This window comes from Pseudomonas sp. MBLB4123, assembly GCF_051904775.1.
GTDB classification, from domain to species: Bacteria; Pseudomonadota; Gammaproteobacteria; order Pseudomonadales; family Pseudomonadaceae; genus Aquipseudomonas; species Aquipseudomonas benzenivorans_B.
On sequence record NZ_CP196711.1, the window covers coordinates 1,093,402 to 1,115,870 of the forward strand.

Below are 22,469 nucleotides of genomic sequence, written 5' to 3' on the forward strand. Positions count from 1 at the left end.
TATCGGTCAACCTAGGGACAAAATGGGTTTCCAGCCGGCGGCCGACGTCAAACCTCGTCGGGGCTGCGCAGCTGGGTGACGGCGATGCGCTGGGCGCGTCGTTGCTCGCGCTGCGACGGCATCTCGGCGCGGTACACCCCCTGGTCGCCGACCACCCAGGAAAGCGGGCGGCGCTCCTGGCCGATGGACTCCTGCAGCAGCATCAGGCCCTGCAGGAAGGCCTCGGGGCGGGGCGGGCAGCCGGGGACGTAGACATCGACGGGGAGAAACTTGTCCACCCCCTGGACTACCGAATAGATGTCGTACATGCCGCCGGAGTTGGCGCAGGAGCCCATGGAAATGACCCACTTGGGCTCGAGCATCTGTTCGTACAGGCGCTGGATGATGGGCGCCATCTTGATGAAACAGGTACCGGCAATGACCATGAAGTCGGCCTGGCGCGGCGAGGCGCGAATGACTTCCGCGCCGAAGCGGGCGATGTCGTGGGGCGCGGTGAAGGCCGTGGTCATCTCCACGTAGCAGCAGGACAGGCCGAAGTTGTAAGGCCAGAGGGAGTTCTTGCGCCCCCAGTTGACCGCGTCATGGAGCACGTTCTCCAACTTGCCCATGAAGATGTTCTTGTGCACCTGGTCGTCTAGCAGTGGATCGGCAACGGTCTCGCGCTGGCCGATCGGATACTGCTCGTTCGGCGCATCCGGATCGACCCGAGTAAGTGTGTATTGCATCGCCAGAGCCTCATTTTTTTAGCTTCGCCTGCCGTTCGCGGCGTCCCGTCGGTGCCCAGTCGAGCCCGCCGATGCGCCAGAGATAGACAAGGCCGGCCAACAGAATCGCTATGAAAATAGTAGCTTCGATAAAGCCGGCCCAGCCGCTTTCGCGTACGGAGACGGCCCAGGCGAAGAGAAACAGGGCTTCGACATCGAAGATCACGAAGAGCATCGCGACCAGATAGAACTTTGCGGAAAAGCGCAGGCGGGCGCTGCCGGTGGGCAGCATGCCGGCCTCGAAGGGCTCATTCTTGCGCCGGCCCCAGGCCTTGCCGCCCAACAGGCTGGACAGGCCGAGCATGAAGGCGCAGAGCCCGGCGATGCCGAGCAGGAACACGGCCAGCGCCCAGTCATGGGACAAGATGGTGCTTGCTTCCGACATGCCGGTATCCCCCCTGGAAAGGAACGGCGTTCTGCGCAGCTTATTGGATTTGTTTGTCTCGGCCGCTCTGCCGTGAGCGGTCGAGACTCTGCATTGAGCTTAGGCCCGTCATGCGCGGCTGGTAAGTTTTTCGCCAACAAAATTTTAGGATAGGCCCGCAAGGCCTTGTTTTAAGACGCTGCCGGTGGCGCGAAGACAGGGCTGTGGGGCTGGCCGGGCATTGGCCCTGAGGTGCGGGAAATGGGCGACCGGGCCATTGCGGCTGGCCGCCCGAGGTATGGCTTACAGCAGGCGCCGGCCGTCCTCGCGGCTGATGATCAGGGTCGCCGAGCGCGGCCGCTTGCCGGGGCCGTCCGGCCAGGTACTGAGCAGGTTGCCAGCCGTCGACCCCTCGCCTGGATGCTGGATGTTGACGAACAGCGTGCGGAAGTCCGGGGTGGCGCTGATGCCGGTGATCTCCGCGCCCAGGGGGCCGACCAGGAAGCGCTTGAGTTCACCGCTCTTCGGATCGGCGACGAGCATCTGGTTGTTGCCGAAGGGGCCGCTGCGCAGCTGGCTGCCGCTCATGTCGGTCTGGATCCACAGGCGGCCCTCCGGGTCGAACCACAGGCCGTCGGGGCTGGCCAGCAGGTTGTCGGCGTTCAAGGGCTGGCCGTTCGGCCCTAGGCTGTCGCTTTCCGGGCCGGCCAGCAGGAACAGACTCCAGGTGAAGCTGCGTCCGGCATAGTTCCAGCTGCGTTCGCGCCAGCGAATGATATGGCCGTAGGCGTTGGCCGGGCGCGGATTGGCCGCGTCGCCCTCGCTGCGCGAACTGTTGTTGGTGAGGGTGAAGTAGACCTCGCCGTTGTCCGGATTGACCGCCCCCCATTCCGGACGGTCCATCTTGGTGGCGCCGAGGATATCGGCGGCCAGGCGGGTATTGATCAGTAGCTCGCCCTGGTCGGCGAAACTCACGCCGGCGGCGCGGCAGGCCTTCTGGAAGGCCTTGTCATGGATATCCAGGGCCAGCCACTTGCCCCTGCCATTGGCGTCGAAACGGGCGACATAGAGCGTGCCGTCGTCCAGCAGGCTGCCGTTGCTGCGGCCGGGGCGATACTTCGCGCGGCTGACATATTTATAGATGTACTCGTTCTGCGAGTCGTCGCCGGAGTAGCACACCACCGGCCGGCCTGGCTTGACCGGGGCGAATACCAGGCCTTCGTGGGCGAAGCGCCCCAGGGCGGTACGTTTGACCGGCACCGATTCGGGGGCGAAGGGGTCGATCTCGACTATCCAACCGAAGTGGTTGGGCTCGTTGCGGTAGTCGCCGGCGGCGTGGGCCGCCTTGCGGGTGGCGTCGAAGCGTTCGAACTCGTCGCCGGCCAGGGTCTCCCAGCCGTAACGGCTGCTGCTGCGCAGGCCATAGCGGCTCAGCTCCCGAGGCAGTGCGCTGTCGCGAGAGGCGAAGTAGCCGGCCCAGTTCTCCTCGCAGGTCAGGTAGGTGCCCCAGGGGGTGAAGCCGTTGGCGCAGTTGTTCTGGGTGCCGCGGGTGGCCGTGCCGTCCGGGCTGTAGCGGGTCTGCAACAGGGCATGGCCGCGGGCCGGGCCACGGATCTGCATAGGCGTGGCGGCAGTGATGCGGCGGTTGCGCGCGCTCGGCAGCACCTCCCAGTCGCCCAGCGGGTTGCGGCGAATTTCCACCACCGAGACGCCGTGGGCATTGATTTCCTTGCGGACCTCTTCGGCGCTCACGCGCTTGCCATCCATCACGGTCGGCCCGCTGAGATGGATCAAGCCGGCGTCGATGTATTCGTGGTTGAGCACCAGCAGGCCGTGATCGCTGCTGCGGCCACGGCCGCGTTGGGCATCGATGGGGAAGAAGTGCATGCCGTCATGGTGCATGCCGGTCTGCTGGGCCTGGTCTGCGGCGCTGTTGCTGGCGTCCTCGAGAAAGGCCGGATAGCTGCCGGTGATGGGCGTGCCCCAGGGAATGAAGGGCGTGGCCTGGTAACCGGCCGGGACGCTGATGGCGTCGGCACGGCTGATGGCCACAGGGGTAAAGGGCAGCCTGGTCCGCGGTCTGAACAGCGGTTGGGCCTGCGATGTACCGGCCGCTGGCGCGGCTTCGCTGGTGCCCGGCAGGGCGGCGCCGAGAAAGGCCAGGGCACCCAGCGCCGCACCGCCGGCCAGCACCTGGCGTCGCGCCAGGCCGGTGTTGATCAGCTCGTTGAAATGCGAATTGCTGGAATGGTTGCTGGGCAGTTCATCGCCACTGCCGAACAGTACGCTGTGGTCATCTTCCTGGCGCATGGGGGCTCCTTGGGGCTAATCGACGGAGCCATGACGCTAACCAAGGAAAACGACGGGACTATGACAAGGCTTGTGCGCCAGTCGACACTCAGGCCAGTTTCCGCTTCTGGGCGGGGCAGAAAAGAAAAAACCCAGCATCTCTGCTGGGTTTTTCCTACGCCACGCTCAGGCGGAATGCGGGGTTCCGCCTGGCCGAGCCGGTTCCACTCAGTGGAACTGGTTCATGGTGTTGTCTTTGCCACCGGCTTTCAGAGCGGCTTCGCCGGCGAAGTACTCCTTGTGGTTGTCGCCGATGTCGGAGCCCGCCATGTTCTGGTGCTTGACGCAGGCGATGCCCTGACGCAGTTCCTGACGCTGCACGCCTTTCACGTAGGCCAGCATGCCCTGGTCGGCGAAGTAGCCCTTGGCCAGGTTGTCGGTGGACAGTGCGGCGGTGTGGTAGGTCGGCAGGGTGATCAGGTGGTGGAAGATGCCCGCCTGAGCCGAACCGTCGCGCTGGAAGGTGCGGATCTTCTCGTCGGCGACCTGGGCCAGTTCGGTCTCGTCGTACTCCACGCTCATCAGCTTGGCGCGGTCGTAGGCGGAGACGTCCTTGCCCTCGGCAACCATGGCGTCGAATACCTGCTGACGGAAGTTCAGGGTCCAGTTGAAGGACGGGCTGTTGTTGTACACCAGCTTGGCGTTCGGGATTTCCTTGCGGATCTCGTTGACCATGGCCGCGATCTGGCCCACGTGCGGCTTCTCGGTTTCGATCCACAGCAGGTCGGCACCGTTGCGCAGCGAGGTGATGCAGTCCAGCACGCAGCGCGCTTCGCCGGTGCCCTTGCGGAACTGGAACAGGTTGCTCGGCAGGCGCTTGGGACGCAGCAGCTTGCCTTCGCGCTTGATCACCACGTCGCCGTTGCCCAGTTCGGCTTCGGAGATTTCCTCGCAGTCGAGGAAGGAGTTGTACAGGTCGCCCAGGTCGCCCGGCTCGTTGGTCACGGCGATCTGCTTGGTCAGGCCGGCACCCAGGGAGTCGGTACGGGCGACGATCACGCCGTCGTCGATGCCCAGCTCGAGGAAGGCATAGCGAACGGCGTTGATCTTGGCGAGGAAGTCGGCATGGGGCACGGTGACCTTGCCGTCCTGGTGGCCGCACTGCTTCTCGTCGGACACCTGGTTCTCGATCTGGATGCAGCAGGCACCGGCTTCGATCATCTTCTTGGCCAGCAGGTAGGTGGCCTCCGGGTTACCGAAGCCGGCGTCGATGTCGGCGATGATCGGTACTACGTGAGTTTCGTAGTTGTCGATCTTGCCCTGGATCTCGGCGGCCTTGGCGTTGTCGTCGGCGGCACGGGCGGCGTCCAGCTCGGTGAACAGCAGGTCCAGCTCACGGGCATCGGCCTGGCGCAGGAAGGTGTACAGCTCTTCGATCAGCGCGGCGACGGAGGTCTTCTCGTGCATGGACTGGTCCGGCAGCGGGCCGAACTCGGAGCGCAGGGCGGCGACCATCCAGCCGGACAGGTAGAGGTAACGCTTGTTGGTGGTCTTGAGGTGCTTCTTGATCGAGATCAGCTTCTGCTGACCGATGAAGCCGTGCCAGCAACCCAGGGACTGGGTGTAGACGGAGGAGTCGGCGTCGTATTCGGCCATGTCCTTGCGCATGATGGCCGCGGTGTACTTGGCGATATCCAAACCAGTCTTGAAGCGGTTCTGCGCACGCATACGAGCCACGGATTCCGGGTTGATAGCGCTCCAGGTGCTGCCGAAGGTCTCTTTCAGCGCAGCGACTGCCTTGATGTCGTTTTGATATGCGGACATGGTCAATCCTTCAATGTATGTGTTTGGTTGAGCACCGACTTTCCCACTCAGAACCTGCATCTCGCAGGCAATGGTTGCGGGGCTCACGACAGCACGACGAAATATTGACCAGGGCGGCGTTGAAACCGGGGGGAGGGGTGACGAGTGCACCGAGCGAGACTGCGACGGGGCCTGCTTTCCGGCTCGTGGATGCCGTAGGGCAGACTGACTTCGACTGTCTGGCTGGCTGATGCCTTAAACGCTTCCCCGTCCCTCAGGACAACTTCGTTCCAGTCGCAATCTCGTCGAACTGCCTTGTGGGCTTTACAACGCGAATCGTCTCGGGCGGTAAGCCTGGAGAGCGACCCGGAGGCCCTTTCTAGGGCCCCTGATAAGCGGGAGCGAGGCCATCATGCCTCCGCGGGAAGGGTTCGTCAAACGTTTTGTAGTGGTTTTTTACGACTACTACATAAGTCTTGCGACGACCGGCGAGTCAGTTCTGTACGGTCTTTAATCGACGACTTCGACCTTGACCCGCAGGCTCATATCCTCACGGCCCTGGGTCGCGCGGCGCTGGAGAAAATCGCCTTGCTCGGCCTGAGTCTGCTCGTTGACGCCGCCGATGCTGATCCACTCGCCCAGGCGGCCGGTGACCCGGGTGTCGGCGCTCTGCAGGTCGATCACCCCGGGTTGTGACGGACTGACGCGGTCGCGGTTGCTGCTGATGCTGATATGCACGATTTCGCCGCTCAGGCTGGCGGTGACGTAGAAGCCACGGGTGACATCGCGGTACTGGGTGGAACTCTGCAGCTGCCCGTAGTGGTCGCGCTCGTAGGTGGTGAGGGGGACGCTCTGGCCGACCTGGATCAGTGCCGGATAACCCTCGGTGGCCTGCACCTGCTGGGTGCCGCCACCACGGCTGTCGGTACTGCGCCGGATGATGCGCACCTGGTCGCGACCGCCGATCTCGCCCTGGCCGATTACCACTTCGGCGCCGCCGGCGCTGACCGAGCCGTCGGCGCGGTAGCCGCGGTCGGTCTGGTAGCTCGATTCGCTGCTGGCGACGCTGATCAGCAGGCGCCGCGGGCGGGTGTCCAGTTGTTCGAGCAACTGGCGGATCTCCGCGATCTTCGCCGGGGTCGAGTTGACGATCAGCTGATTGCCGTAGGGGCTGACCCGTCCCTCCTGACCCAGCACCGACTGCACCACCGGCAGGACCTCGTCGGCGCTGCGGTAGTTCAGGGCAATGACTTCGGTGGCCGCGCTCGCGACGAGGCTCAAGCCGAGCAGCAGGGCCGCGATCAGTAGGCGAATGCTCATAGCAGGAAGCTCCGTAGATCCGGGTCGGTGATGCTGGTCTCCCAAGCCTGGTCGAACTGCGCCTGGCGCAGGCGCACGCGGGCCGGGTCCTGGTACAGGGCGTAGCCGGCGAACTGCTCCAGCTCCGGGCGCAGCAGCAGGCCACGGTCGTCGGCCAGCAGGAAGGCGATATCTTCGCTCGGGTAGTCCGGATGCAGTTTGCGGATATGCAGGTTGCTCGACAGACGACGGGACAGACTGAGCAGGCGATGCCCTTGTTTGACCGCAAGGGTCACGTCGCGCAGGAGGATGCGCAGACGGTTCTTCGGGTTGGCCAGGAGAAAGCGCGTGCAGGCTTCCTGCACGCTGCTGTGATGGTAGAGCCAGGGTTCGAGGTCGTCGCTGAAGATGCACAGGCTGCGCTGCGCCTGCTGCAGCAGGGCCAGGGCATGGGCACGGGCCTGCTCGGGCTGGCTGAAGCGCTCCAGCGGCAGATGCTCGCCGAGCCTGAAGGGCGCAGGCTCGCGGCGCTCGGCGTCCAGCTGCGCGGGTTCTGGATTGTGCACGGCGAAACGCCCCGGTGACTCGAATTCGATGGCGGGAAGCTCCAGGGGCTCATCGTTTTCGCCTGTGTCTGGCGGGGCGTTGTCGTCGTTCATCCTGACCTCAGGGGCTAGCGCTGTGGCGTACCATATCCACGTGGGGGATGCCGGCGTCGAGGTATTCGCCGCTGACTATCTCGAAGCCTAGCCTTTCATAGAAGGCGGTAGCATGCACCTGGGCGCTGAGCATTTGTTGCTGCAGGCCACGCTTTTCCGCCTCGGCGATGACCGCACGAATCAGCGCGTCGCCGACCTTGAGCCCGCGCCAGTCCCTGAGTACCGAGACCCGGCCGATATGGCCGTCGGGCAGCAGGCGGGCGGTGCCGATCGCGTAGTCGCCCTCGTAGGCGAGGAAATGCAGGGCCTCGGCGTCTTCGGCATCCCACTCCAGCTCCGGTGGTACCGCCTGTTCGGCGATAAACACCGTTTCGCGGATGCGCCGCAACTCGGCGTTGTCCTTCTGCCAGTCGGCCAGGCGTACGTGGATCTCATTCATCGGCAAACCCCAGACTGCCTTGCTTGACCAGTTCCCACAGCAGATTACGCGCCTCGGCGTCGGCCAGCCATTGGCCGAGGTTGTCGATATGTAACGAGTCGGCCGAGCAGATCAGCTTGAGCAATTCCCGCAGACCGGCCGAGAGCAGGCGGCTCTGGCCGCTGGCGAACAGCACCAGGTCCTCGCCGACCTCGGACCAGGCCAGGCGGGCGCTGGGGTTGCGCACCAGGATGGCGCCATCCTGCAGGGCGGCGAGGAAGGCCGGCTCGTCGATGTCCAGACCATTGACCAGTTCCGGGTAGCGCGGCTCGGTCATGAACTGGCCGAACCAGGTCATCAGCAGGCGCTCGTCGCCCATATGCTCGTTGAGCAGGGCCTTGAGGCGATCCAGGGCATCGCGCTGGATCTGATGCGGGTCGCTGGTCGGCTCGGCATCGGCGTCGCTGTAGCGCTCTTCATCGGGCAGGAACTGGCCCAGGAAGTCGGTGAAATGAGTCAGCACTTCGGCGGCGCTCGGCGCGCGGAAGCCTACGGAATAGGTCATACAGTCATCCTCAGCGGTACCACAGTGGGCCAGGAGCGGCGGCAGATAGAGCATGTCGCCGGGCTCCAGCACCCATTCTTCAGTTTGTTCGAACTCGGCCAGGATCTTCAGGTCGGCGTGGTCCAGCAGCGGGCTGTCGGAGTCGCACCGCTGGCCGATCTGCCAGCGCCGCTTGCCATGGGCCTGCAGCAGGAACACGTCGTAGTTGTCGAAGTGCGGGCCGACGCCGCCGCCGGGAGCGGCGAAGCTGATCATCAGGTCGTCGATGCGCCACTTGGGCAGGAACTTGAAGTGCTCGAGCAGCTCGGCGACTTCCGGGACGAACTGATCGACGGCCTGCACCAGCAGGGTCCAGTCGCGCTCCGGCAGCGTGGCGAAGGCATCTTCGGCGAAGGGACCGCGACGCAGCTCCCAGGGGCGTTCGCCGTGCTCGATGACCAGGCGCGACTCGACTTCTTCTTCAAGGGCCAGGCCGGCCAGCTCGTCCGGTGAGATGGGGCTCTCGAAGTCGGGGATGGCCTGGCGCACCAAGAGGGGTTTCTTCTGCCAGTAGTCGCGCAGGAATTCGCGGGCCGTGAGGCCACCCAGCATTTGCAGCGGAGTATCAGGATTCATCGGTAAGCCCTTGATAGTAATAAATACCCATAAATAAAAACGCCCGGCACAGCCGGGCGTTTGCTGGGCTGTCGCCGTTTAGATGCGCTGGGCCTGGGCCACCGCGTTGCCGATGTAGTTGGCCGGGGTCAGCCGCTTCAACTCGGCCTTGGCCTCGGCCGGCATGTCCAGGCCGTCGATGAACTCGAGCAGCGCCTGGGGGCTGATGCCCTTGCCGCGGGTCAGCTCTTTCAGCTTCTCGTAGGGGTTCTCGATGGCGTAGCGGCGCATGACGGTCTGGATCGGCTCTGCGAGCACTTCCCAGCAGGCGTCCAGGTCTTCAGCAATACGTTGAGCATTCAGCTCCAACTTGCTGATTCCCTTGAGGCTCGCCTCGTAGGCGATGACGCTGTGGGCGAAGCCGACACCCAGGTTGCGCAGCACGGTGGAGTCGGTCAGGTCGCGCTGCCAGCGGGAGATCGGCAGCTTGCTGGCCAGGTGCTGGAACAGCGCGTTGGCTATCCCTAAGTTGCCTTCGGAGTTCTCGAAGTCGATCGGATTGACCTTGTGCGGCATGGTCGAGGAGCCGATCTCGCCGGCGATGGTCTTCTGCTTGAAGTAGCCGAGGGAGATGTAACCCCAGACGTCGCGGTCGAAGTCGATGAGGATGGTGTTGAAGCGGGCGATGGCGTCGAACAGCTCGGCGATGTAGTCGTGCGGCTCGATCTGCGTGGTGTAGGGGTTGAACTGCAGGCCCAGATCGCCCTCGATGAAGGCGCGGGCGTTGGCTTCCCAGTCCACCTGCGGGTAGGCCGAGAGGTGGGCGTTGTAGTTGCCCACGGCGCCGTTGATCTTGCCCAGCAACGGCACGGCCGCGACCTGGGCGATCTGCCGCTCCAGGCGGTAGACCACGTTGGCCAGTTCCTTGCCCAGGGTGGTCGGCGAGGCCGGCTGGCCGTGGGTGCGCGAGAGCATCGGCACGTCGGCGAACTTCACCGCCAGCTCGCGGATGGCGCCTGCGGTCTGGCGCATCAGCGGCAGCAGCACGTTGTCACGGCCCTCGCGCAGCATCAGGGCGTGGGACAGGTTGTTGATGTCCTCGCTGGTGCAGGCGAAATGAATGAACTCGCTGACCTTCTCCAGCTCCGGCAGCTTGGCGGCCTGCTCCTTGAGCAGGTACTCCACGGCCTTGACGTCGTGGTTGGTGGTGCGCTCGATCTCCTTGACCCGCTCGGCGTGCTCGAGGGCGAAATTGTCCGCCAGCTCGTTGAGAATCGCCTGGGCTTCGGCGGAGAAGGGCGCGACCTCGGCGATACCCTCATGGGCGGCCAGGCGCTGCAGCCAGCGGACCTCGACCAGGACGCGGAAGCGGATCAGGCCGTATTCGCTGAAAATGGGGCGCAGGGCGCTGGTTTTGCCGGCGTAGCGGCCATCGACGGGGGAAACCGCGGTGAGCGAAGAAAGCTGCATGGGAGGCGTTCTCGGACAGTCGGGCATTGAAAAGGGCGCATATCATACATGAAATCGCGGCACGGGCCGCGCTCCGCCAATCGCCTTATCAGCGCCCCGGGCGGCGGATCGACAGCAGGCTGGCGACGAAGATCAGCGCGGCGCCGAACAGCGAACTCAGGGCCGGGGCCTCGCCCCAGCGTAGCCAGGCCAGCAGGCCGGCGAAGACGATGGCCAGGTAGGCGAACGGGCCAATCAGCCCCGGAGGCGCCAGGGCATAGGCCTTGGACATGATGATCTGGCTGACGGTGGCGAGCAGGCCGATCACCAGCAGTGCGCCCAGTTCATGCGTGCCCAGCGGCTGCCAGGCCCAGGTCAGGGGAATCGCCGAGGCCAGGGCGCCGAACAGCGCGAAATAGAAGACGATGCGAAAGGCCGGCTCGGTGTCGCTCATCTCGCGGATCGAGACGAAGGCGAAGGCCGCCAGGATGCTGGCGGCCAGGCCGATCGAGGCCTGGGCGTCGAACAGGGCCGCAGAGGGCTTGGCGACCAGCAGCACGCCCACCAGGCCCACTGTGCTGGTGAGCAGCATGCGCCGGGTCAGCGGCTCCTTCAGCCAGCAGCGGGCGATCAGCGGGGTGAACAGCGGCGCCGAGTAGGTGAAGAGCATGGCGTCGGCCAGCGGCAGATGGGCGATGGCGTAGAAGAAGCAGTACATCGCCGCCAGGCCGTAGGTGGAGCGCCACAGGTGCGACTTGAGGCGTGCGGTGCGCAGCGGACGCCAGCCCCTGAGGGCGAGCAGCGGCAGGAAGAACAGCACGCCGACCAGGTTGCGGAAGAACACCACCGATTCGTTGTTGACGCTGCTGGATACCTCGCGAATGCCCATGCCCATCAGCGCGAACAGCAAGGCCGAGCAGGCCAGCAGGGCGGCGCCCTGGGCGGGCTTGACCGCGCGGGGTCGCATCGCTCAGCCGCGCAGCAGCGGGTAGAGTTCCTTGAGCAGCTTGCCGCGGCTGAACACCAGCTGCCAGCGGTGCCCGCCCAGCTGCCGCCATAGGCGCGCCGCGCGAATACCGGCGAGCAACAGGGCACGGATCTTCGAGGCGTTGCTCGGCTGCTGCAGGTGGCGCATGTCGCCCTGCACCTGGATGCGTTGGCGGAAGGTGCTGATGGTGTCCTGGTAGAGGCCGCCGCAGGAGGCGATCACGTTGTCGTGGACCAGGCCGAAATGCTCGGTTTGCTGCTGGATCTGGTCCAGGCGACTGCCCATGATCTGCAGCAGATCGTCGCGCTTGTCCAGCTGCCGCTCCAGGCCGAGCAGGGCCAGCGCATAGCGCAGCGGATCGCGCTGCAGGCTGCTCGGGTCCCGTTCCAGGGCGCCGACCAGGGCGCGATAGCCGTCGCGCAGGCCGAGGTCGTCGCCGCCGTAGATCTCCAGGGTGTTCTTGGGATCGCGCACCAGCAGGCTGCCGAGCATGCAGGCCAGGGCGGGCTCGCCGATCTGACCGGTCCTGGCCAGCTTGTCGACCAGCACCGCGGACTGGAAGACGGCGCCGAGGGCGACCAGTTGTTCCTGTATCGGCGTCATGCGTCTTCACTCTCGGGAGTCCACGGCTCGGCCGATTCGATCACGCCGCCGCCGAGGCACACCTCGCCGTCGTAGAACACCACGGACTGGCCGGGCGTCACGGCCCGCTGCGGCTGCTCGAACACCGCGCGATAGCCGTCGGTGGTCTTCTCCAGGGTGCAGGCCTGGTCGCCCTGTCGGTAGCGCACCTTGGCGGTGAGCGGGCGCGGGCGGCTCAGGTCGACCGGGTTGACCCAGTAGAGCTCCGAGGCCAGCAGGGCGCGGGAGAACAGCCAGGGGTGTTCGTTGCCCTGGCCGACCACCAGCACGTTGCGCGCCAGGTCCTTGCGCAGCACGTACCAGGGCTCGTCCCCGGCATCCTTCAGGCCGCCGATGCCCAGCCCCTGGCGCTGGCCGATGGTGTGATACATCAGGCCATGGTGGCGGCCGATGACCTCGCCGGTCGTGGTCTCGATGTTGCCCGGCTGGGCCGGCAGGTACTGCTTGAGGAAGTCGCTGAAGCGCCGCTCGCCGATAAAGCAGATGCCGGTGGAGTCCTTCTTCTTCGCCGTGGCCAGCTGGTATTTCTCGGCAATCGCCCGCACGGCGGGCTTCTCCAGCTCGCCGACCGGGAACAGGGTCTTGGCGATCTGCTCGCCGCCGACGGCGTGCAGGAAGTAGCTCTGGTCCTTGTTCGGGTCCAGGCCCTTGAGCAGCTCGGTACGCCCGTCGACATCGCGGCGACGCACGTAGTGACCGGTGGCGATCAGGTCGGCGCCGAGGGCCAGGGCGTAATCGAGGAAGGCCTTGAACTTGATTTCGCGGTTGCACAGGATGTCCGGGTTCGGCGTGCGCCCGGCCTTGTACTCGGCGAGGAAGTGCTCGAACACGTTGTCCCAGTATTCCGCGGCGAAATTCGCGGTGTGCAGCTTGATGCCGATCCTGTCGCACACCGCCTGGGCGTCGGCCAGGTCGTCCATGGCCGTGCAGTACTCGGTGCCGTCGTCCTCGTCCCAGTTCTTCATGAACAGGCCTTCGACTCGATAGCCCTGCTCCAGCAGCAGCAGGGCGGAAACGGACGAATCGACGCCGCCGGACATGCCGACTATCACGCGTGGCTTTTCTGAGGTGGGAAGATCTGGATCGGACATGGGATTTCGGCGTGGGTCTGCAAAAAAGGACGAAATTCTAACAGGCCGGCCAGGGCAAGGCGAAGACGGCGTTCAATCGCGGACCACGCTCAGGTCGTGCAGTGGGCCGGCGAGGTAGTCGTCGATGCAGCGCAGCACCAGTTCGCTGCGCCAGCGTTCGGGTTGTGCCGCCAGTTCATCGCGGCTCAGCCAGGCGATGCCGTGGATGTCGGCATCCAGCTCGCGCGCCGCATCGTGGCGCACCGGGCGGGCAACGAAGCACACGCGCTGGTAGGTCACGCCGTTGCTCGGTGCGGTATAGAGGTAGATGCCGACCACCCCGATCAGCTCGACCTCCCAGCCGGTCTCCTCGAGGGTTTCGCGCACGGCGGCCTGGCGCAGGGTCTCGTTGGCCTCGAGGTGGCCGGCGGGCTGATTGAGCACCAGACGTCCGCCCTTGAGTTCTTCTACCAGGAGGAAGCGGCCTCGGTCTTCGACGATGGTGGCGACGGTGATATGGGGGGTCCAGTCCATGGCGGGTGGCCTCGTAGCGGGGGGCGGTCATAGCAGGTGCTGTTCGTGGTTCTGCCATGGCGAAAAGCAGAAACCCCGGCACCGGGCCGGGGTTTCTGTTGCAGGCTGCGGCTTGCTAGAGCTTACGCCAGGGCAGCCAGGGCGGCGTTGAAGGTGGCGCTCGGGCGCATCACCTGGCTGGCCAGCTGCGGGTTGGCGCGGTAGTAGCCACCGATGTCCACCGGCTGGCCCTGGACCGCGGCGAGTTCGGCGACGATGCCTTCCTCGTTGTCGGTCAGGGCCTTGGCCAGCGGGGCGAACTGCGCCTGCAGTTCGGCGTCTTCGGTCTGGGCCGCCAGTTCCTGGGCCCAGTAGAGCGCCAGGTAGAAGTGGCTGCCACGGTTGTCCAGCTCACCGGTCTTGCGCGACGGCGACTTGTTGTTGTCGAGCAGGCGGCCGGTGGCCGCATCCAGGGCCTTGCCCAGCAGCTTGGCTTTCGGATTGTCGGTCTTGATGCCGGTCTCCTCCAGCGACACCGCCAGGGCCAGGAACTCGCCGAGAGAATCCCAGCGCAGGTGGTTCTCTTCGATCAGCTGCTGCACGTGCTTGGGGGCCGAGCCGCCGGCGCCGGTCTCGTACATGCCGCCGCCGGCCATCAGCGGCACGATGGAGAGCATCTTGGCCGAGGTGCCCAGTTCCATGATCGGGAACAGGTCGGTCAGGTAGTCGCGCAGCACGTTGCCGGTCACCGAGATGGTGTCCTGGCCGCGGATCATGCGCTCCATGCTCACGCGGATGGCCTCGTTGTAGCCCATCATGCGGATGTCCAGGCCGCTCAGGTCGTGCTCCTGCAGGTAGGCCTCGACCTTCTTCTGCAGCTGGCGGTCGTGGGCGCGCTCCGGGTCCAGCCAGAAGATGGCCGGGGTGTCGGACTGGCGGGCGCGGGTCACGGCCAGCTTGACCCAGTCGCGGATCGGCGCGTCCTTGGTCTGGCAGGCGCGCCAGATGTCGCCGGCCTCCACCTCGTGCTGCATCAGCACGGTGCCGTCGGCCAGGACCACGCGCATGGTGCCGTCGGCGGTCATTTCGAAGGTCTTGTCGTGGGAGCCGTACTCCTCGGCCTTCTGCGCCATCAGGCCGACGTTCGGTACGCTGCCCATGGTGGTCGGGTCGAACGCGCCGTTGGTCTTGCAGAAGTTGATCATCTCCTGGTAGATGCGCGCGTAGGTGCTTTCCGGCATGACGGCCTTGGCGTCCTTCAGCTTGCCGTCCTTGCCCCACATCTGCCCGGAGCTGCGGATCATCGCCGGCATCGAGGCGTCGACGATCACGTCACTGGGGATGTGCAGGTTGGTGATGCCCTTGACCGAGTCGACCATGGCCATTTCCGGGCGGCCGCTGTAGCAGGCGTGGATGTCCTGGAGGATCTCTTCCTGCTGCGAGGCCGGCAGCACCTTGATCTTGTCGTAGACACTGCTGATCCCGTTGTTCGGGTTGACGCCCAGTTCCTTGAACAGCTCGCCGTACTTGTCGAACACGTCCTTGTAGTAGACGCTGACGGCATGGCCGAAGACGATGGGGTGGGACACCTTCATCATGGTCGCCTTGACGTGCAGCGACCACATGACGCCGGTTTCCTTGCAGTCCTGCAGGGTCTTCTCGAAGAAGTCGCGCAGCTTGCGGCAGCTCATGAACATGCTGTCGAACACTTCGCCTTCCTGCAGGGCGAGTTGCTTCTTCACTTCGACCTGACCGTTCTTGTCGACGAACTCGATGCGCACCTCGCCGGCCTGGTCCATGGTGATGGACTGCTCGCTGGAGAAGAAGTCGCCGCCACGCATGTAGTCGGCGTGGGATTGCGAGGCCATGCTCCACTTGCCCATGGAGTGCGGGTGCTTGCGGGCATAGGCCTTGACGGCCGCCGGGGCGCGGCGGTCGGAGTTGCCTTCGCGCAGGACCGGGTTCACCGCGCTGCCGAGGACCTTGGCGTAACGGGCGCGGGCGTCTTTTTCGGCATCGCTCTGCGGGTCTTCCGGGTAGCCGGGGATGGCGTAGCCCTGGGCCTGCAGTTCGGCGATGGCCGCCTTGAGCTGGGGGACCGAGGCACTGATGTTCGGCAACTTGATGATGTTGGCGTCCGGCGTGGTGGCCAGGTCCGCCAGCTTGGCGAGGTCGTCCTCGACGCGCTTGTCGCCGTCCAGGCGGTCGGCGAAGCCGGCCAGGATGCGCCCAGCGAGAGAGATGTCGCGTGTTTCGACGGCTATGCCAGCGGAGGCGGCGAAGGCTTCTACGATGGGCAGAAGCGAGTAGGTGGCGAGGGCTGGGGCTTCGTCGGTGAAGGTATAGATAATCTTCGAGCGGGTGGGCATTGGGGGTTAACTCTCTCTTTTGCTGAGCGTACACAGAATCTCGACATGCGCAGGTAGGCGCCCTGGCTCGCCATGGGCGTGGGCCAGAAGTCGAGAACTCGCCGCGGTGATGATGGATGCACCAGTAGAGTGTCGAGCATTTCGAGTCGCCGAGCCGTGGTAGCCGTTCGGCGAGTTCAGGAGGCAGCTGCCTTTGTTCAAGGCGAGTTGACCCCGTATGACCTATTAGTCATCCGCCCAGTATATCACTGCGACCAGACGCCGCAGAACGCCCTTGTGCATAAGACCAACGAACATATGGTTCGACCCGTTTCAAGTGCGCTACTCTCGGAGGCTGAGCGCTGTTTAACCACAAGACGGAGTCCAGCATGGGATACCAAAAGATCCAGGTGCCAGCAACCGGTGACAAAATCACCGTCAATGCCGACATGTCCCTTAACGTTCCGAACAATCCGATCATCCCGTTCATCGAGGGCGATGGTATCGGTGTCGATATCAGCCCGGTGATGATCAAGGTCGTCGATGCCGCCGTGGAGAAGGCCTACGGTGGCGAGCGCAAGATTTCCTGGATGGAGGTCTATGCCGGCGAGAAGGCCACTCAGGTCTACGACCAGGACACCTGGCTGCCGAAAGAGACCCTGGAGGCCGTGCGCGACTATGTCGTTTCGATCAAGGGGCCGCTGACCACGCCGGTCGGTGGTGGCATCCGCTCGCTGAACGTGGCGTTGCGCCAGGAGCTGGACCTCTATGTCTGCCAGCGTCCGGTACGCTGGTTCGAGGGTGTGCCGAGCCCGGTCAAGAAGCCGGGTGATGTCGACATGGTGATCTTCCGCGAGAACTCCGAAGACATTTACGCCGGCGTCGAGTGGAAGGCCGGCTCTGCCGAGGCCGAGAAGGTCATCAAGTTCCTCACCGAAGAGATGGGCGTCAAGAAGATCCGCTTCACCGACATGTGCGGCATCGGCATCAAGCCGGTTTCCGAGGCGGGCACCAAGCGCCTGGTGCGCAAGGCGCTGCAGTATGCCGTCGACAACGATCGCGGCTCGGTGACCCTCGTGCACAAGGGCAACATCATGAAGTTCACCGAGGGGGCCTTCAAGGAGTGGGGCTACGAGATCGCCCAGCAGGAGTTCGGTGCCGAACTGCTCGATGGCGGCCCTTGGATGCAATTCAAGAATCCGAAGACCGGCAAGAACATCGTGGTCAAGGATGTGATCGCCGACGCCATGCTGCAGCAGATCCTGCTGCGTCCGGCCGAGTACGACGTGATCGCCACCCTGAACCTCAATGGTGACTACCTGTCCGACGCCCTGGCTGCTGAGGTCGGCGGTATTGGTATCGCGCCCGGCGCGAACCTGTCCGACAGCGTGGCCATGTTCGAGGCCACTCATGGCACCGCACCGAAGTACGCCGGTCAGGACAAGGTCAATCCGGGGTCGGTCATCCTCTCGGCCGAGATGATGCTGCGCCACATGGGCTGGAGCGAGGCCGCCGACCTGATCATCAAGGGCACCAACGGCGCCATCGCCGCGAAGACCGTGACCTATGACTTCGAGCGCCTGATGGACGGCGCCCGGCTGATGTCTTGCTCGCAGTTCGGCGATGCCATGATCGCTCACATGTAAGTCAGTCGTGGGCAAAAAAAGGCCGGTCACTTGACCGGCCTTTTTGTGGGCGAGGACTGCCCGAGTTATCAGACTTCGATCGTCGTGTCTTGCGGCTGGCTGGCGGCAGCAGGCGCTTCGGCAGAAGCCGAGGTGGCGCGAATGTTCACGGCGTGAAGCCCTTTGGGGCCTTGAATGATGTCGAAGTTCACTGGCTGGCCGGCCTTTAGCGTCTTGTAACCGTCCATCTGAATAGCCGAGTAATGGGCGAACAGGTCCTCATCACGGCCATCGGCGAGGATGAATCCATAGCCTTTGGCGTTGTTGAACCACTTGACCTTACCGCTAAGCATGCTCACATCCCTCTGCAAAGGTCTCCATCACTGGAGTATCATCCATTTCGACTCCGCGCATGAGTCGACCAAGCTGGGCGAAGGCGCGGAGCCCCTCTACCCTTAGTGGGTATTCTTTGTTTGTAACACCGTTTTGCCGATAGTCAAGGCAATGCTGCAAGTGGCTGAGAAGCCGTTCAAACTCCCTCTAGCATCAGTATTAGCCCAGCCGTGAAGCACTATTTCAGCATGCATGCAAACAGCCAGATTCGACTAACATTCAATCAGGATCGCCCTGGAACGCACGAGGACGATTCCACCGGCCTGGCCGTGCAGGAATCCAAACCGGCGTTGCAGGCACCACCGCTGTATAAGGTGGTCTTATTCAATGACGACTACACACCCATGGATTTCGTGGTCGAGGTGCTCGAGGTGTTCTTCAATCTGAACCGGGAGCTGGCGACCAAGATCATGCTGACCGTCCACACAGAGGGACGGGCCGTATGCGGGGTGTTCACCCGGGATATCGCCGAAACCAAGGCGATGCAGGTCAACCAATACGCGAGAGAGAGCCAGCATCCATTACTCTGTGAGATCGAGAAGGACGGTTAACGCCGGCCGCTTGGGCATGAGGTGAAGCTATGTTAAATCGAGAGCTCGAAGTCACCCTCAATCTGGCCTTCAAAGAGGCTCGCACCAAGCGTCATGAATTTATGACGGTTGAGCACCTCCTGCTGGCTCTACTGGACAACGAGGCCGCGGCCAGCGTGCTGCGCGCCTGTGGCGCCAACCTCGACAAGTTGCGGCATGATCTGCAGGAGTTCATCGACTCCACCACGCCGTTGATCCCGCAGCATGACGAGGAGCGCGAAACCCAGCCGACTCTAGGTTTTCAGCGGGTGCTGCAGCGCGCGGTGTTCCACGTGCAGAGCTCCGGCAAGCGCGAAGTGACCGGTGCCAATGTGCTGGTGGCAATTTTCAGCGAGCAGGAAAGCCAGGCGGTGTTCCTGCTCAAGCAGCAGAGCGTCGCCCGGATCGATGTGGTCAACTTCATTGCCCACGGCATCTCCAAGGTGCCGGGGCATGGCGGCCATTCTGAGGCCGACCCGGACCTGCAGGACGAGGAGGGGGGCGATTCGTCCACTTCGGGCAATCCACTGGACGCCTACGCCAGCAACCTGAACGAACTGGCCCGTCTGGGACGGATCGATCCGCTGGTCGGGCGCGAACTGGAAGTCGAGCGGGTGGCGCAGATCCTCGCGCGCCGGCGCAAGAACAACCCGCTGCTGGTCGGTGAGGCCGGGGTGGGCAAGACGGCGATCGCCGAAGGCCTGGCCAAGCGCATCGTCGACTCGCAGGTGCCCGATCTGCTGGCCGACAGCGTGGTTTACTCCCTGGACCTGGGCGCCTTGCTGGCCGGGACCAAGTACCGGGGCGACTTCGAGAAGCGCTTCAAGGCGCTGCTCAACGAGTTGCGGCGGCGTCCCCATGCCATCCTGTTCGTCGACGAGATCCATACCATTATCGGTGCCGGAGCGGCCTCCGGTGGGGTGATGGATGCATCGAACCTGCTCAAGCCGATGCTGTCCTCGGGCGAGATACGCTGCATAGGCTCGACCACCTTCCAGGAATTCCGCGGTATTTTCGAGAAGGATCGCGCCCTGGCGCGGCGTTTCCAGAAGGTCGACGTGGTCGAGCCGTCCGTGGAGGACACCGTCGGCATCCTGCGTGGCCTTAAGCCGCGCTTCGAGCAGCACCACAGCATCGAGTACAGCGACGAGGCCTTGCGTGCCGCGGCCGAGCTGGCGGCACGCTACATCAACGACCGGCACATGCCCGACAAGGCCATCGATGTGATCGATGAGGCGGGTGCCTTCCAGCGCCTGCAGCCGGAAGACAAGCGCGTCAAGCGCATCGATGTGGCTCAGGTGGAGGACATAGTCGCGAAGATCGCGCGCATTCCGCCCAAGCACGTCAGCAGCTCGGACAAGGAGCTGCTGCGCAATCTGGAGCGCGACCTCAAGCTCACGGTGTTCGGCCAGGACGCGGCGATCGACTCGCTGTCCACCGCGATCAAGCTGTCCCGTGCCGGGCTCAAGGCTCCGGACAAGCCGGTCGGCTCCTTCCTCTTCGCCGGCCCCACCGGGGTCGGCAAGACCGAGGCCGCGCGACAGCTGGCCAAGGCCCTGGGCATCGAGCTGGTGCGCTTCGACATGTCCGAGTACATGGAGCGGCACACCGTCTCGCGCCTGATAGGCGCACCGCCGGGATATGTCGGGTTCGACCAAGGCGGCCTGCTGACCGAGGCGATCACCAAGATGCCGCACTGCGTGCTGCTGCTCGACGAGATCGAGAAGGCGCACCCAGAGGTTTTCAACCTGCTGCTGCAGGTGATGGACCATGGCACCCTGACCGACAACAACGGGCGCAAGGCGGACTTCCGTAACGTCATTCTGATCATGACCACCAATGCCGGCGCCGAAACCGCGGCCCGGGCATCGATAGGCTTCACCTATCAGGATCACTCATCCGATGCGATGGAGGTGATCAAGAAGAGCTTCACGCCGGAGTTCCGCAACCGCCTGGATACCATCATCCAGTTCGGTCGCCTGAGTCACGAGGTGATCAAGAGCATCGTCGACAAGTTTCTCACCGAGCTGCAGGCGCAGCTCGAGGACAAGCGCGTCATGCTCGAGGTCAGCGACAGCGCGCGCGACTGGTTGGCGGAGCAGGGCTACGATGTGCAGATGGGGGCGCGGCCGATGGCGCGCCTGATTCAGGACAAGATCAAGCGCCCGCTGGCGGAGGAGATCCTGTTCGGAGAACTGGCCGAGCACGGCGGGGTCGTGCACGTCGACCTGGTCGAGGGCGAGTTGACCTTCGGCTTCGAGACCACGGCCGAAATGGCCTGAGGCGCATATTGCGTCCACACAAAAACGCCCGGCAATGCCGGGCGTTTTCACTGGTGCTTGGCTTAGCGGGCGCGGTAGGTGATGCGGCCCTTGCTCAAGTCATAAGGCGTCAGCTCTACGCGGACCTTATCGCCAGTCAGAATGCGGATATAGTTTTTGCGCATCTTTCCGGAGATGTGCGCAGTAACGACGTGCCCGTTTTCCAACTCCACACGGAACATGGTGTTGGGCAGGGTGTCGACGACAGTGCCTTCCATTTCGAAGCTGTCTTCTTTCGACATGCAGTAAAGCCCTCGGTATCCAAAGAATGGCCCGGCGCAACTGGCCCCAGGCAAAAGCGGCGTGCATTGTGCCCGAAAACGGAGGTTTCCGCCAAGACCTTCAGGTAAGGGTTATCCAGCGCTGGTTGACGAGCAGCTCTATTGGGCGGTACTGCGTCTTGTAGTTCATCTTGCGGCAGTTCTTGATCCAATAGCCGAGGTAGACCGCATGCAGTCCCAGGCGGGCCGCTTCGGCGATCTGCCAGAGGATGGCGAAACGGCCCAGGCTACGACGCTCCTCGCTGGGCTCATAGAAGGTGTAGACGGCTGACAGGCCGTTGGGGAGGGCGTCGGTGACGGCGAGGGCTAGCAGTCGGCCGCTCAGGCGGAACTCGTAGAAGCGGGAGAAGGGCAGGTCACGCACCAGAAAGGTGGAAAACTGCTCGCGACTGGGCGGGTACATGTCGCCATCGGCATGGCGCTGTTCGATATAGCGGGCGTAGAGGGCATAGTACTCTTCACTGAACGCCGGCCTTACCGGGCGCACCTGCACATCCTGGTTGCGCTTGAAAATGCGCCGCTGCTGGCGGTTCGGGCGGAACTGGGCGGCGGGGATGCGCGCGGCCACGCAGGCGGTGCAGTGTTGGCAGTGCGGGCGATAGAGGTGATCGCCGCTGCGGCGAAAGCCCATTTCCGAGAGCTCGGCATAGACCTCTGCATCCATGGGCTGGCTGGGGTCGAGGAACAGGGTCGTGGCCTGTTCTGCCGGCAGATAGCTGCAGGGGTGAGGCTGGGTGGCGTAGAACTTCAAGCGGGCCAGCTCGGTCATGGGCGACTCTCGGGGTAAGCCTTGAGTAAGTGTATGCCAGGCTGCCGTGCACGCCTAGGCGAGCCAGTCGGCGCCGCTGGGCTGGTCGAGATGCCGCTCCAGCAGCTCGGCGAATTGTTCGCGGGCGATGGCGCGGGCGCCGAAGCTGTGCAGGTGCTGTGTGGGCATCTGGCAGTCGATCAGTGCGAACCCCCAGTCTCGCAGGTGTTCGACCAGGGTCGCAAAGCCGACCTTGGAGGCGTTGTCGACGTGGCTGAACATGGATTCGCCGAAGAACAGCTGGCCCATGGCCAGGCCGTAGAGCCCGCCGACCAGCCGCTCGCCCTGCCAGACCTCGGTCGAATGGGCGATGCCTCGGCGATGCAGGTCGAGATAGGCGTCTTGCATCTCGCGGGTGATCCAGGTGCCGTCGGCATAGGTGCGCGGCGCGGCGCAGGCGCCGATGACCTCGGCGAAGGCTTGGTCGAATGTCACTCGGTAGCGTTCCTGGCGCAGCAGCTTGGCCAGGCTGCGGGAAACGTGCAGTTCCTGGGGGAATAGCACGGTGCGCGGGTCGGGGGACCACCAGAGGATCGGCTGGCCATCCTGAAACCAGGGAAAACAGCCGTGCCGGTAGGCTTGTATCAGGCGCTCGGCGCTCAGGTCGCCGCCGGCGGCCAAGAGTCCGTTGGGTTCGCGCAGAGCCCGTTCGAGCGGGGGGAAACTCAGCGAGTCACGTTGTAGCCAGGTCAGCATCGGATGGGGCC

At 64.2% G+C, this 22,469-nt stretch carries 21 protein-coding genes; 3 read left to right on the top strand and 18 right to left on the bottom strand.

Annotation, left to right across the window (positions count from 1 at the left end; all coding sequences use genetic code 11):
- Positions 1-47 precede the first annotated feature (47 nt).
- From ACSX1C_RS05295 to ACSX1C_RS05360, 14 genes are all read right to left on the bottom strand, one after another.
- Positions 48-725 carry an NADH-quinone oxidoreductase subunit B gene (locus ACSX1C_RS05295; protein WP_439888548.1) on the bottom strand — a complete coding sequence of 226 codons (678 nt, stop codon included), beginning with the start codon at positions 723-725 and terminating at the stop codon, positions 48-50.
- 10 nt (positions 726-735) lie between these two features.
- Positions 736-1,149 (bottom strand): NADH-quinone oxidoreductase subunit A, encoded by a 414-nt coding sequence (locus ACSX1C_RS05300; RefSeq protein WP_318641391.1) that lies wholly within the window; start codon positions 1,147-1,149, stop codon positions 736-738.
- A 282-nt stretch (positions 1,150-1,431) separates the two neighbouring features.
- Entirely contained in the window at positions 1,432-3,438 is a 2,007-nt protein-coding gene (locus ACSX1C_RS05305; protein ID WP_439888549.1) for a PhoX family protein, read from the bottom strand.
- A gap of 207 nt (positions 3,439-3,645) precedes the next feature.
- Positions 3,646-5,241, bottom strand: a complete 1,596-nt coding sequence (locus ACSX1C_RS05310; RefSeq protein ID WP_439888550.1) for an isocitrate lyase — start codon at positions 5,239-5,241, stop codon at positions 3,646-3,648.
- 489 nt (positions 5,242-5,730) lie between these two features.
- On the bottom strand, positions 5,731-6,540 hold the full coding sequence (locus ACSX1C_RS05315) for a secretin N-terminal domain-containing protein (protein WP_439888551.1): 810 nt from the start codon (positions 6,538-6,540) through the stop codon (positions 5,731-5,733).
- On the bottom strand, positions 6,537-7,178 hold the full coding sequence (locus ACSX1C_RS05320) for a histone acetyltransferase HPA2 (RefSeq protein ID WP_439888552.1): 642 nt from the start codon (positions 7,176-7,178) through the stop codon (positions 6,537-6,539). Before ACSX1C_RS05320 ends, ACSX1C_RS05315 begins: the two co-directional genes overlap by 4 nt.
- Before the next feature lie 7 nt (positions 7,179-7,185).
- Positions 7,186-7,617, bottom strand: a complete 432-nt coding sequence (locus tag ACSX1C_RS05325; RefSeq protein WP_318641379.1) for a GNAT family N-acetyltransferase — start codon at positions 7,615-7,617, stop codon at positions 7,186-7,188.
- Positions 7,610-8,776, bottom strand: a complete 1,167-nt coding sequence (locus tag ACSX1C_RS05330) for a ribosomal protein uL16 3-hydroxylase (RefSeq protein WP_439888553.1) — start codon at positions 8,774-8,776, stop codon at positions 7,610-7,612. Before ACSX1C_RS05330 ends, ACSX1C_RS05325 begins: the two co-directional genes overlap by 8 nt.
- A gap of 78 nt (positions 8,777-8,854) precedes the next feature.
- Positions 8,855-10,225, bottom strand: a complete 1,371-nt coding sequence (gene purB / locus ACSX1C_RS05335) for an adenylosuccinate lyase (protein WP_439888554.1) — start codon at positions 10,223-10,225, stop codon at positions 8,855-8,857.
- Between the two features lie 88 nt (positions 10,226-10,313).
- Positions 10,314-11,171, bottom strand: a complete 858-nt coding sequence (locus ACSX1C_RS05340) for a DMT family transporter (RefSeq protein ID WP_439888555.1) — start codon at positions 11,169-11,171, stop codon at positions 10,314-10,316.
- A gap of 3 nt (positions 11,172-11,174) precedes the next feature.
- Positions 11,175-11,795 (bottom strand): high frequency lysogenization protein HflD, encoded by a 621-nt coding sequence (gene hflD / locus ACSX1C_RS05345; RefSeq protein WP_318641371.1) that lies wholly within the window; start codon positions 11,793-11,795, stop codon positions 11,175-11,177.
- Positions 11,792-12,925, bottom strand: a complete 1,134-nt coding sequence (mnmA, locus tag ACSX1C_RS05350; protein WP_439888556.1) for a tRNA 2-thiouridine(34) synthase MnmA — start codon at positions 12,923-12,925, stop codon at positions 11,792-11,794. Before mnmA ends, hflD begins: the two co-directional genes overlap by 4 nt.
- A 72-nt stretch (positions 12,926-12,997) precedes the next feature.
- Positions 12,998-13,438: an NUDIX hydrolase gene (locus tag ACSX1C_RS05355; protein ID WP_439888557.1), complete on the bottom strand. Its 441-nt coding sequence runs from the start codon at positions 13,436-13,438 to the stop codon at positions 12,998-13,000.
- Between the two features lie 122 nt (positions 13,439-13,560).
- Complete coding sequence (locus tag ACSX1C_RS05360) at positions 13,561-15,786, bottom strand: NADP-dependent isocitrate dehydrogenase (protein WP_439888558.1); 2,226 nt, start codon at positions 15,784-15,786, stop codon at positions 13,561-13,563.
- Positions 15,787-16,154: 368 nt separating this feature from the next.
- Here ACSX1C_RS05360 and icd point away from each other — a divergent pair, with 368 nt between their 5' ends.
- Positions 16,155-17,411 (top strand): NADP-dependent isocitrate dehydrogenase, encoded by a 1,257-nt coding sequence (icd, locus tag ACSX1C_RS05365; RefSeq protein WP_439888559.1) that lies wholly within the window; start codon positions 16,155-16,157, stop codon positions 17,409-17,411.
- A gap of 68 nt (positions 17,412-17,479) precedes the next feature.
- Here icd and cspD read toward each other — a convergent pair whose 3' ends face one another.
- Positions 17,480-17,743 (bottom strand): cold shock domain-containing protein CspD, encoded by a 264-nt coding sequence (gene cspD / locus ACSX1C_RS05370; protein WP_439888560.1) that lies wholly within the window; start codon positions 17,741-17,743, stop codon positions 17,480-17,482.
- Between the two features lie 228 nt (positions 17,744-17,971).
- Here cspD and clpS point away from each other — a divergent pair, with 228 nt between their 5' ends.
- Entirely contained in the window at positions 17,972-18,334 is a 363-nt protein-coding gene (gene clpS / locus ACSX1C_RS05375; RefSeq protein ID WP_318646328.1) for an ATP-dependent Clp protease adapter ClpS, read from the top strand.
- 29 nt (positions 18,335-18,363) lie between these two features.
- Positions 18,364-20,634 carry an ATP-dependent Clp protease ATP-binding subunit ClpA gene (clpA, locus tag ACSX1C_RS05380; protein ID WP_318641359.1) on the top strand — a complete coding sequence of 757 codons (2,271 nt, stop codon included), beginning with the start codon at positions 18,364-18,366 and terminating at the stop codon, positions 20,632-20,634.
- A 62-nt stretch (positions 20,635-20,696) separates the two neighbouring features.
- On the opposite strand, the gene infA is transcribed toward clpA, so the two are convergent.
- The 3 genes from infA to aat all read right to left on the bottom strand — a co-directional run bounded on the left by infA (position 20,697) and on the right by aat (position 22,458).
- The gene (gene infA, locus ACSX1C_RS05385) at positions 20,697-20,915 is read right to left on the bottom strand and encodes a translation initiation factor IF-1 (RefSeq protein ID WP_002553999.1); all 219 of its coding nucleotides are present in this window, start codon (positions 20,913-20,915) and stop codon (positions 20,697-20,699) included.
- A 100-nt stretch (positions 20,916-21,015) separates the two neighbouring features.
- Positions 21,016-21,723: an arginyltransferase gene (locus tag ACSX1C_RS05390; protein ID WP_439888561.1), complete on the bottom strand. Its 708-nt coding sequence runs from the start codon at positions 21,721-21,723 to the stop codon at positions 21,016-21,018.
- Between the two features lie 54 nt (positions 21,724-21,777).
- Complete coding sequence (aat, locus tag ACSX1C_RS05395) at positions 21,778-22,458, bottom strand: leucyl/phenylalanyl-tRNA--protein transferase (RefSeq protein WP_439888562.1); 681 nt, start codon at positions 22,456-22,458, stop codon at positions 21,778-21,780.
- Between the last annotated feature and the right edge of the window lie 11 nt (positions 22,459-22,469).

Coding starts and splice junctions, on each gene's coding strand:
- infA (WP_002553999.1), bottom strand. CDS start 20,915: ATGTCGAAAGAAGACAGCTTCGAAATGGAAGGCACTGTCGTCGACACC.
- ACSX1C_RS05305 (WP_439888549.1), bottom strand. CDS start 3,438: ATGCGCCAGGAAGATGACCACAGCGTACTGTTCGGCAGTGGCGATGAA.
- ACSX1C_RS05340 (WP_439888555.1), bottom strand. CDS start 11,171: ATGCGACCCCGCGCGGTCAAGCCCGCCCAGGGCGCCGCCCTGCTGGCC.
- ACSX1C_RS05360 (WP_439888558.1), bottom strand. CDS start 15,786: ATGCCCACCCGCTCGAAGATTATCTATACCTTCACCGACGAAGCCCCA.
- ACSX1C_RS05295 (WP_439888548.1), bottom strand. CDS start 725: ATGCAATACACACTTACTCGGGTCGATCCGGATGCGCCGAACGAGCAG.
- ACSX1C_RS05310 (WP_439888550.1), bottom strand. CDS start 5,241: ATGTCCGCATATCAAAACGACATCAAGGCAGTCGCTGCGCTGAAAGAG.
- ACSX1C_RS05320 (WP_439888552.1), bottom strand. CDS start 7,178: ATGAACGACGACAACGCCCCGCCAGACACAGGCGAAAACGATGAGCCC.
- ACSX1C_RS05300 (WP_318641391.1), bottom strand. CDS start 1,149: ATGTCGGAAGCAAGCACCATCTTGTCCCATGACTGGGCGCTGGCCGTG.
- ACSX1C_RS05355 (WP_439888557.1), bottom strand. CDS start 13,438: ATGGACTGGACCCCCCATATCACCGTCGCCACCATCGTCGAAGACCGA.
- clpA (WP_318641359.1), top strand. CDS start 18,364: ATGTTAAATCGAGAGCTCGAAGTCACCCTCAATCTGGCCTTCAAAGAG.
- hflD (WP_318641371.1), bottom strand. CDS start 11,795: ATGACGCCGATACAGGAACAACTGGTCGCCCTCGGCGCCGTCTTCCAG.
- cspD (WP_439888560.1), bottom strand. CDS start 17,743: ATGCTTAGCGGTAAGGTCAAGTGGTTCAACAACGCCAAAGGCTATGGA.
- mnmA (WP_439888556.1), bottom strand. CDS start 12,925: ATGTCCGATCCAGATCTTCCCACCTCAGAAAAGCCACGCGTGATAGTC.
- ACSX1C_RS05315 (WP_439888551.1), bottom strand. CDS start 6,540: ATGAGCATTCGCCTACTGATCGCGGCCCTGCTGCTCGGCTTGAGCCTC.
- ACSX1C_RS05390 (WP_439888561.1), bottom strand. CDS start 21,723: ATGACCGAGCTGGCCCGCTTGAAGTTCTACGCCACCCAGCCTCACCCC.
- ACSX1C_RS05330 (WP_439888553.1), bottom strand. CDS start 8,776: ATGAATCCTGATACTCCGCTGCAAATGCTGGGTGGCCTCACGGCCCGC.
- clpS (WP_318646328.1), top strand. CDS start 17,972: ATGCATGCAAACAGCCAGATTCGACTAACATTCAATCAGGATCGCCCT.
- aat (WP_439888562.1), bottom strand. CDS start 22,458: ATGCTGACCTGGCTACAACGTGACTCGCTGAGTTTCCCCCCGCTCGAA.
- ACSX1C_RS05325 (WP_318641379.1), bottom strand. CDS start 7,617: ATGAATGAGATCCACGTACGCCTGGCCGACTGGCAGAAGGACAACGCC.
- icd (WP_439888559.1), top strand. CDS start 16,155: ATGGGATACCAAAAGATCCAGGTGCCAGCAACCGGTGACAAAATCACC.
- purB (WP_439888554.1), bottom strand. CDS start 10,225: ATGCAGCTTTCTTCGCTCACCGCGGTTTCCCCCGTCGATGGCCGCTAC.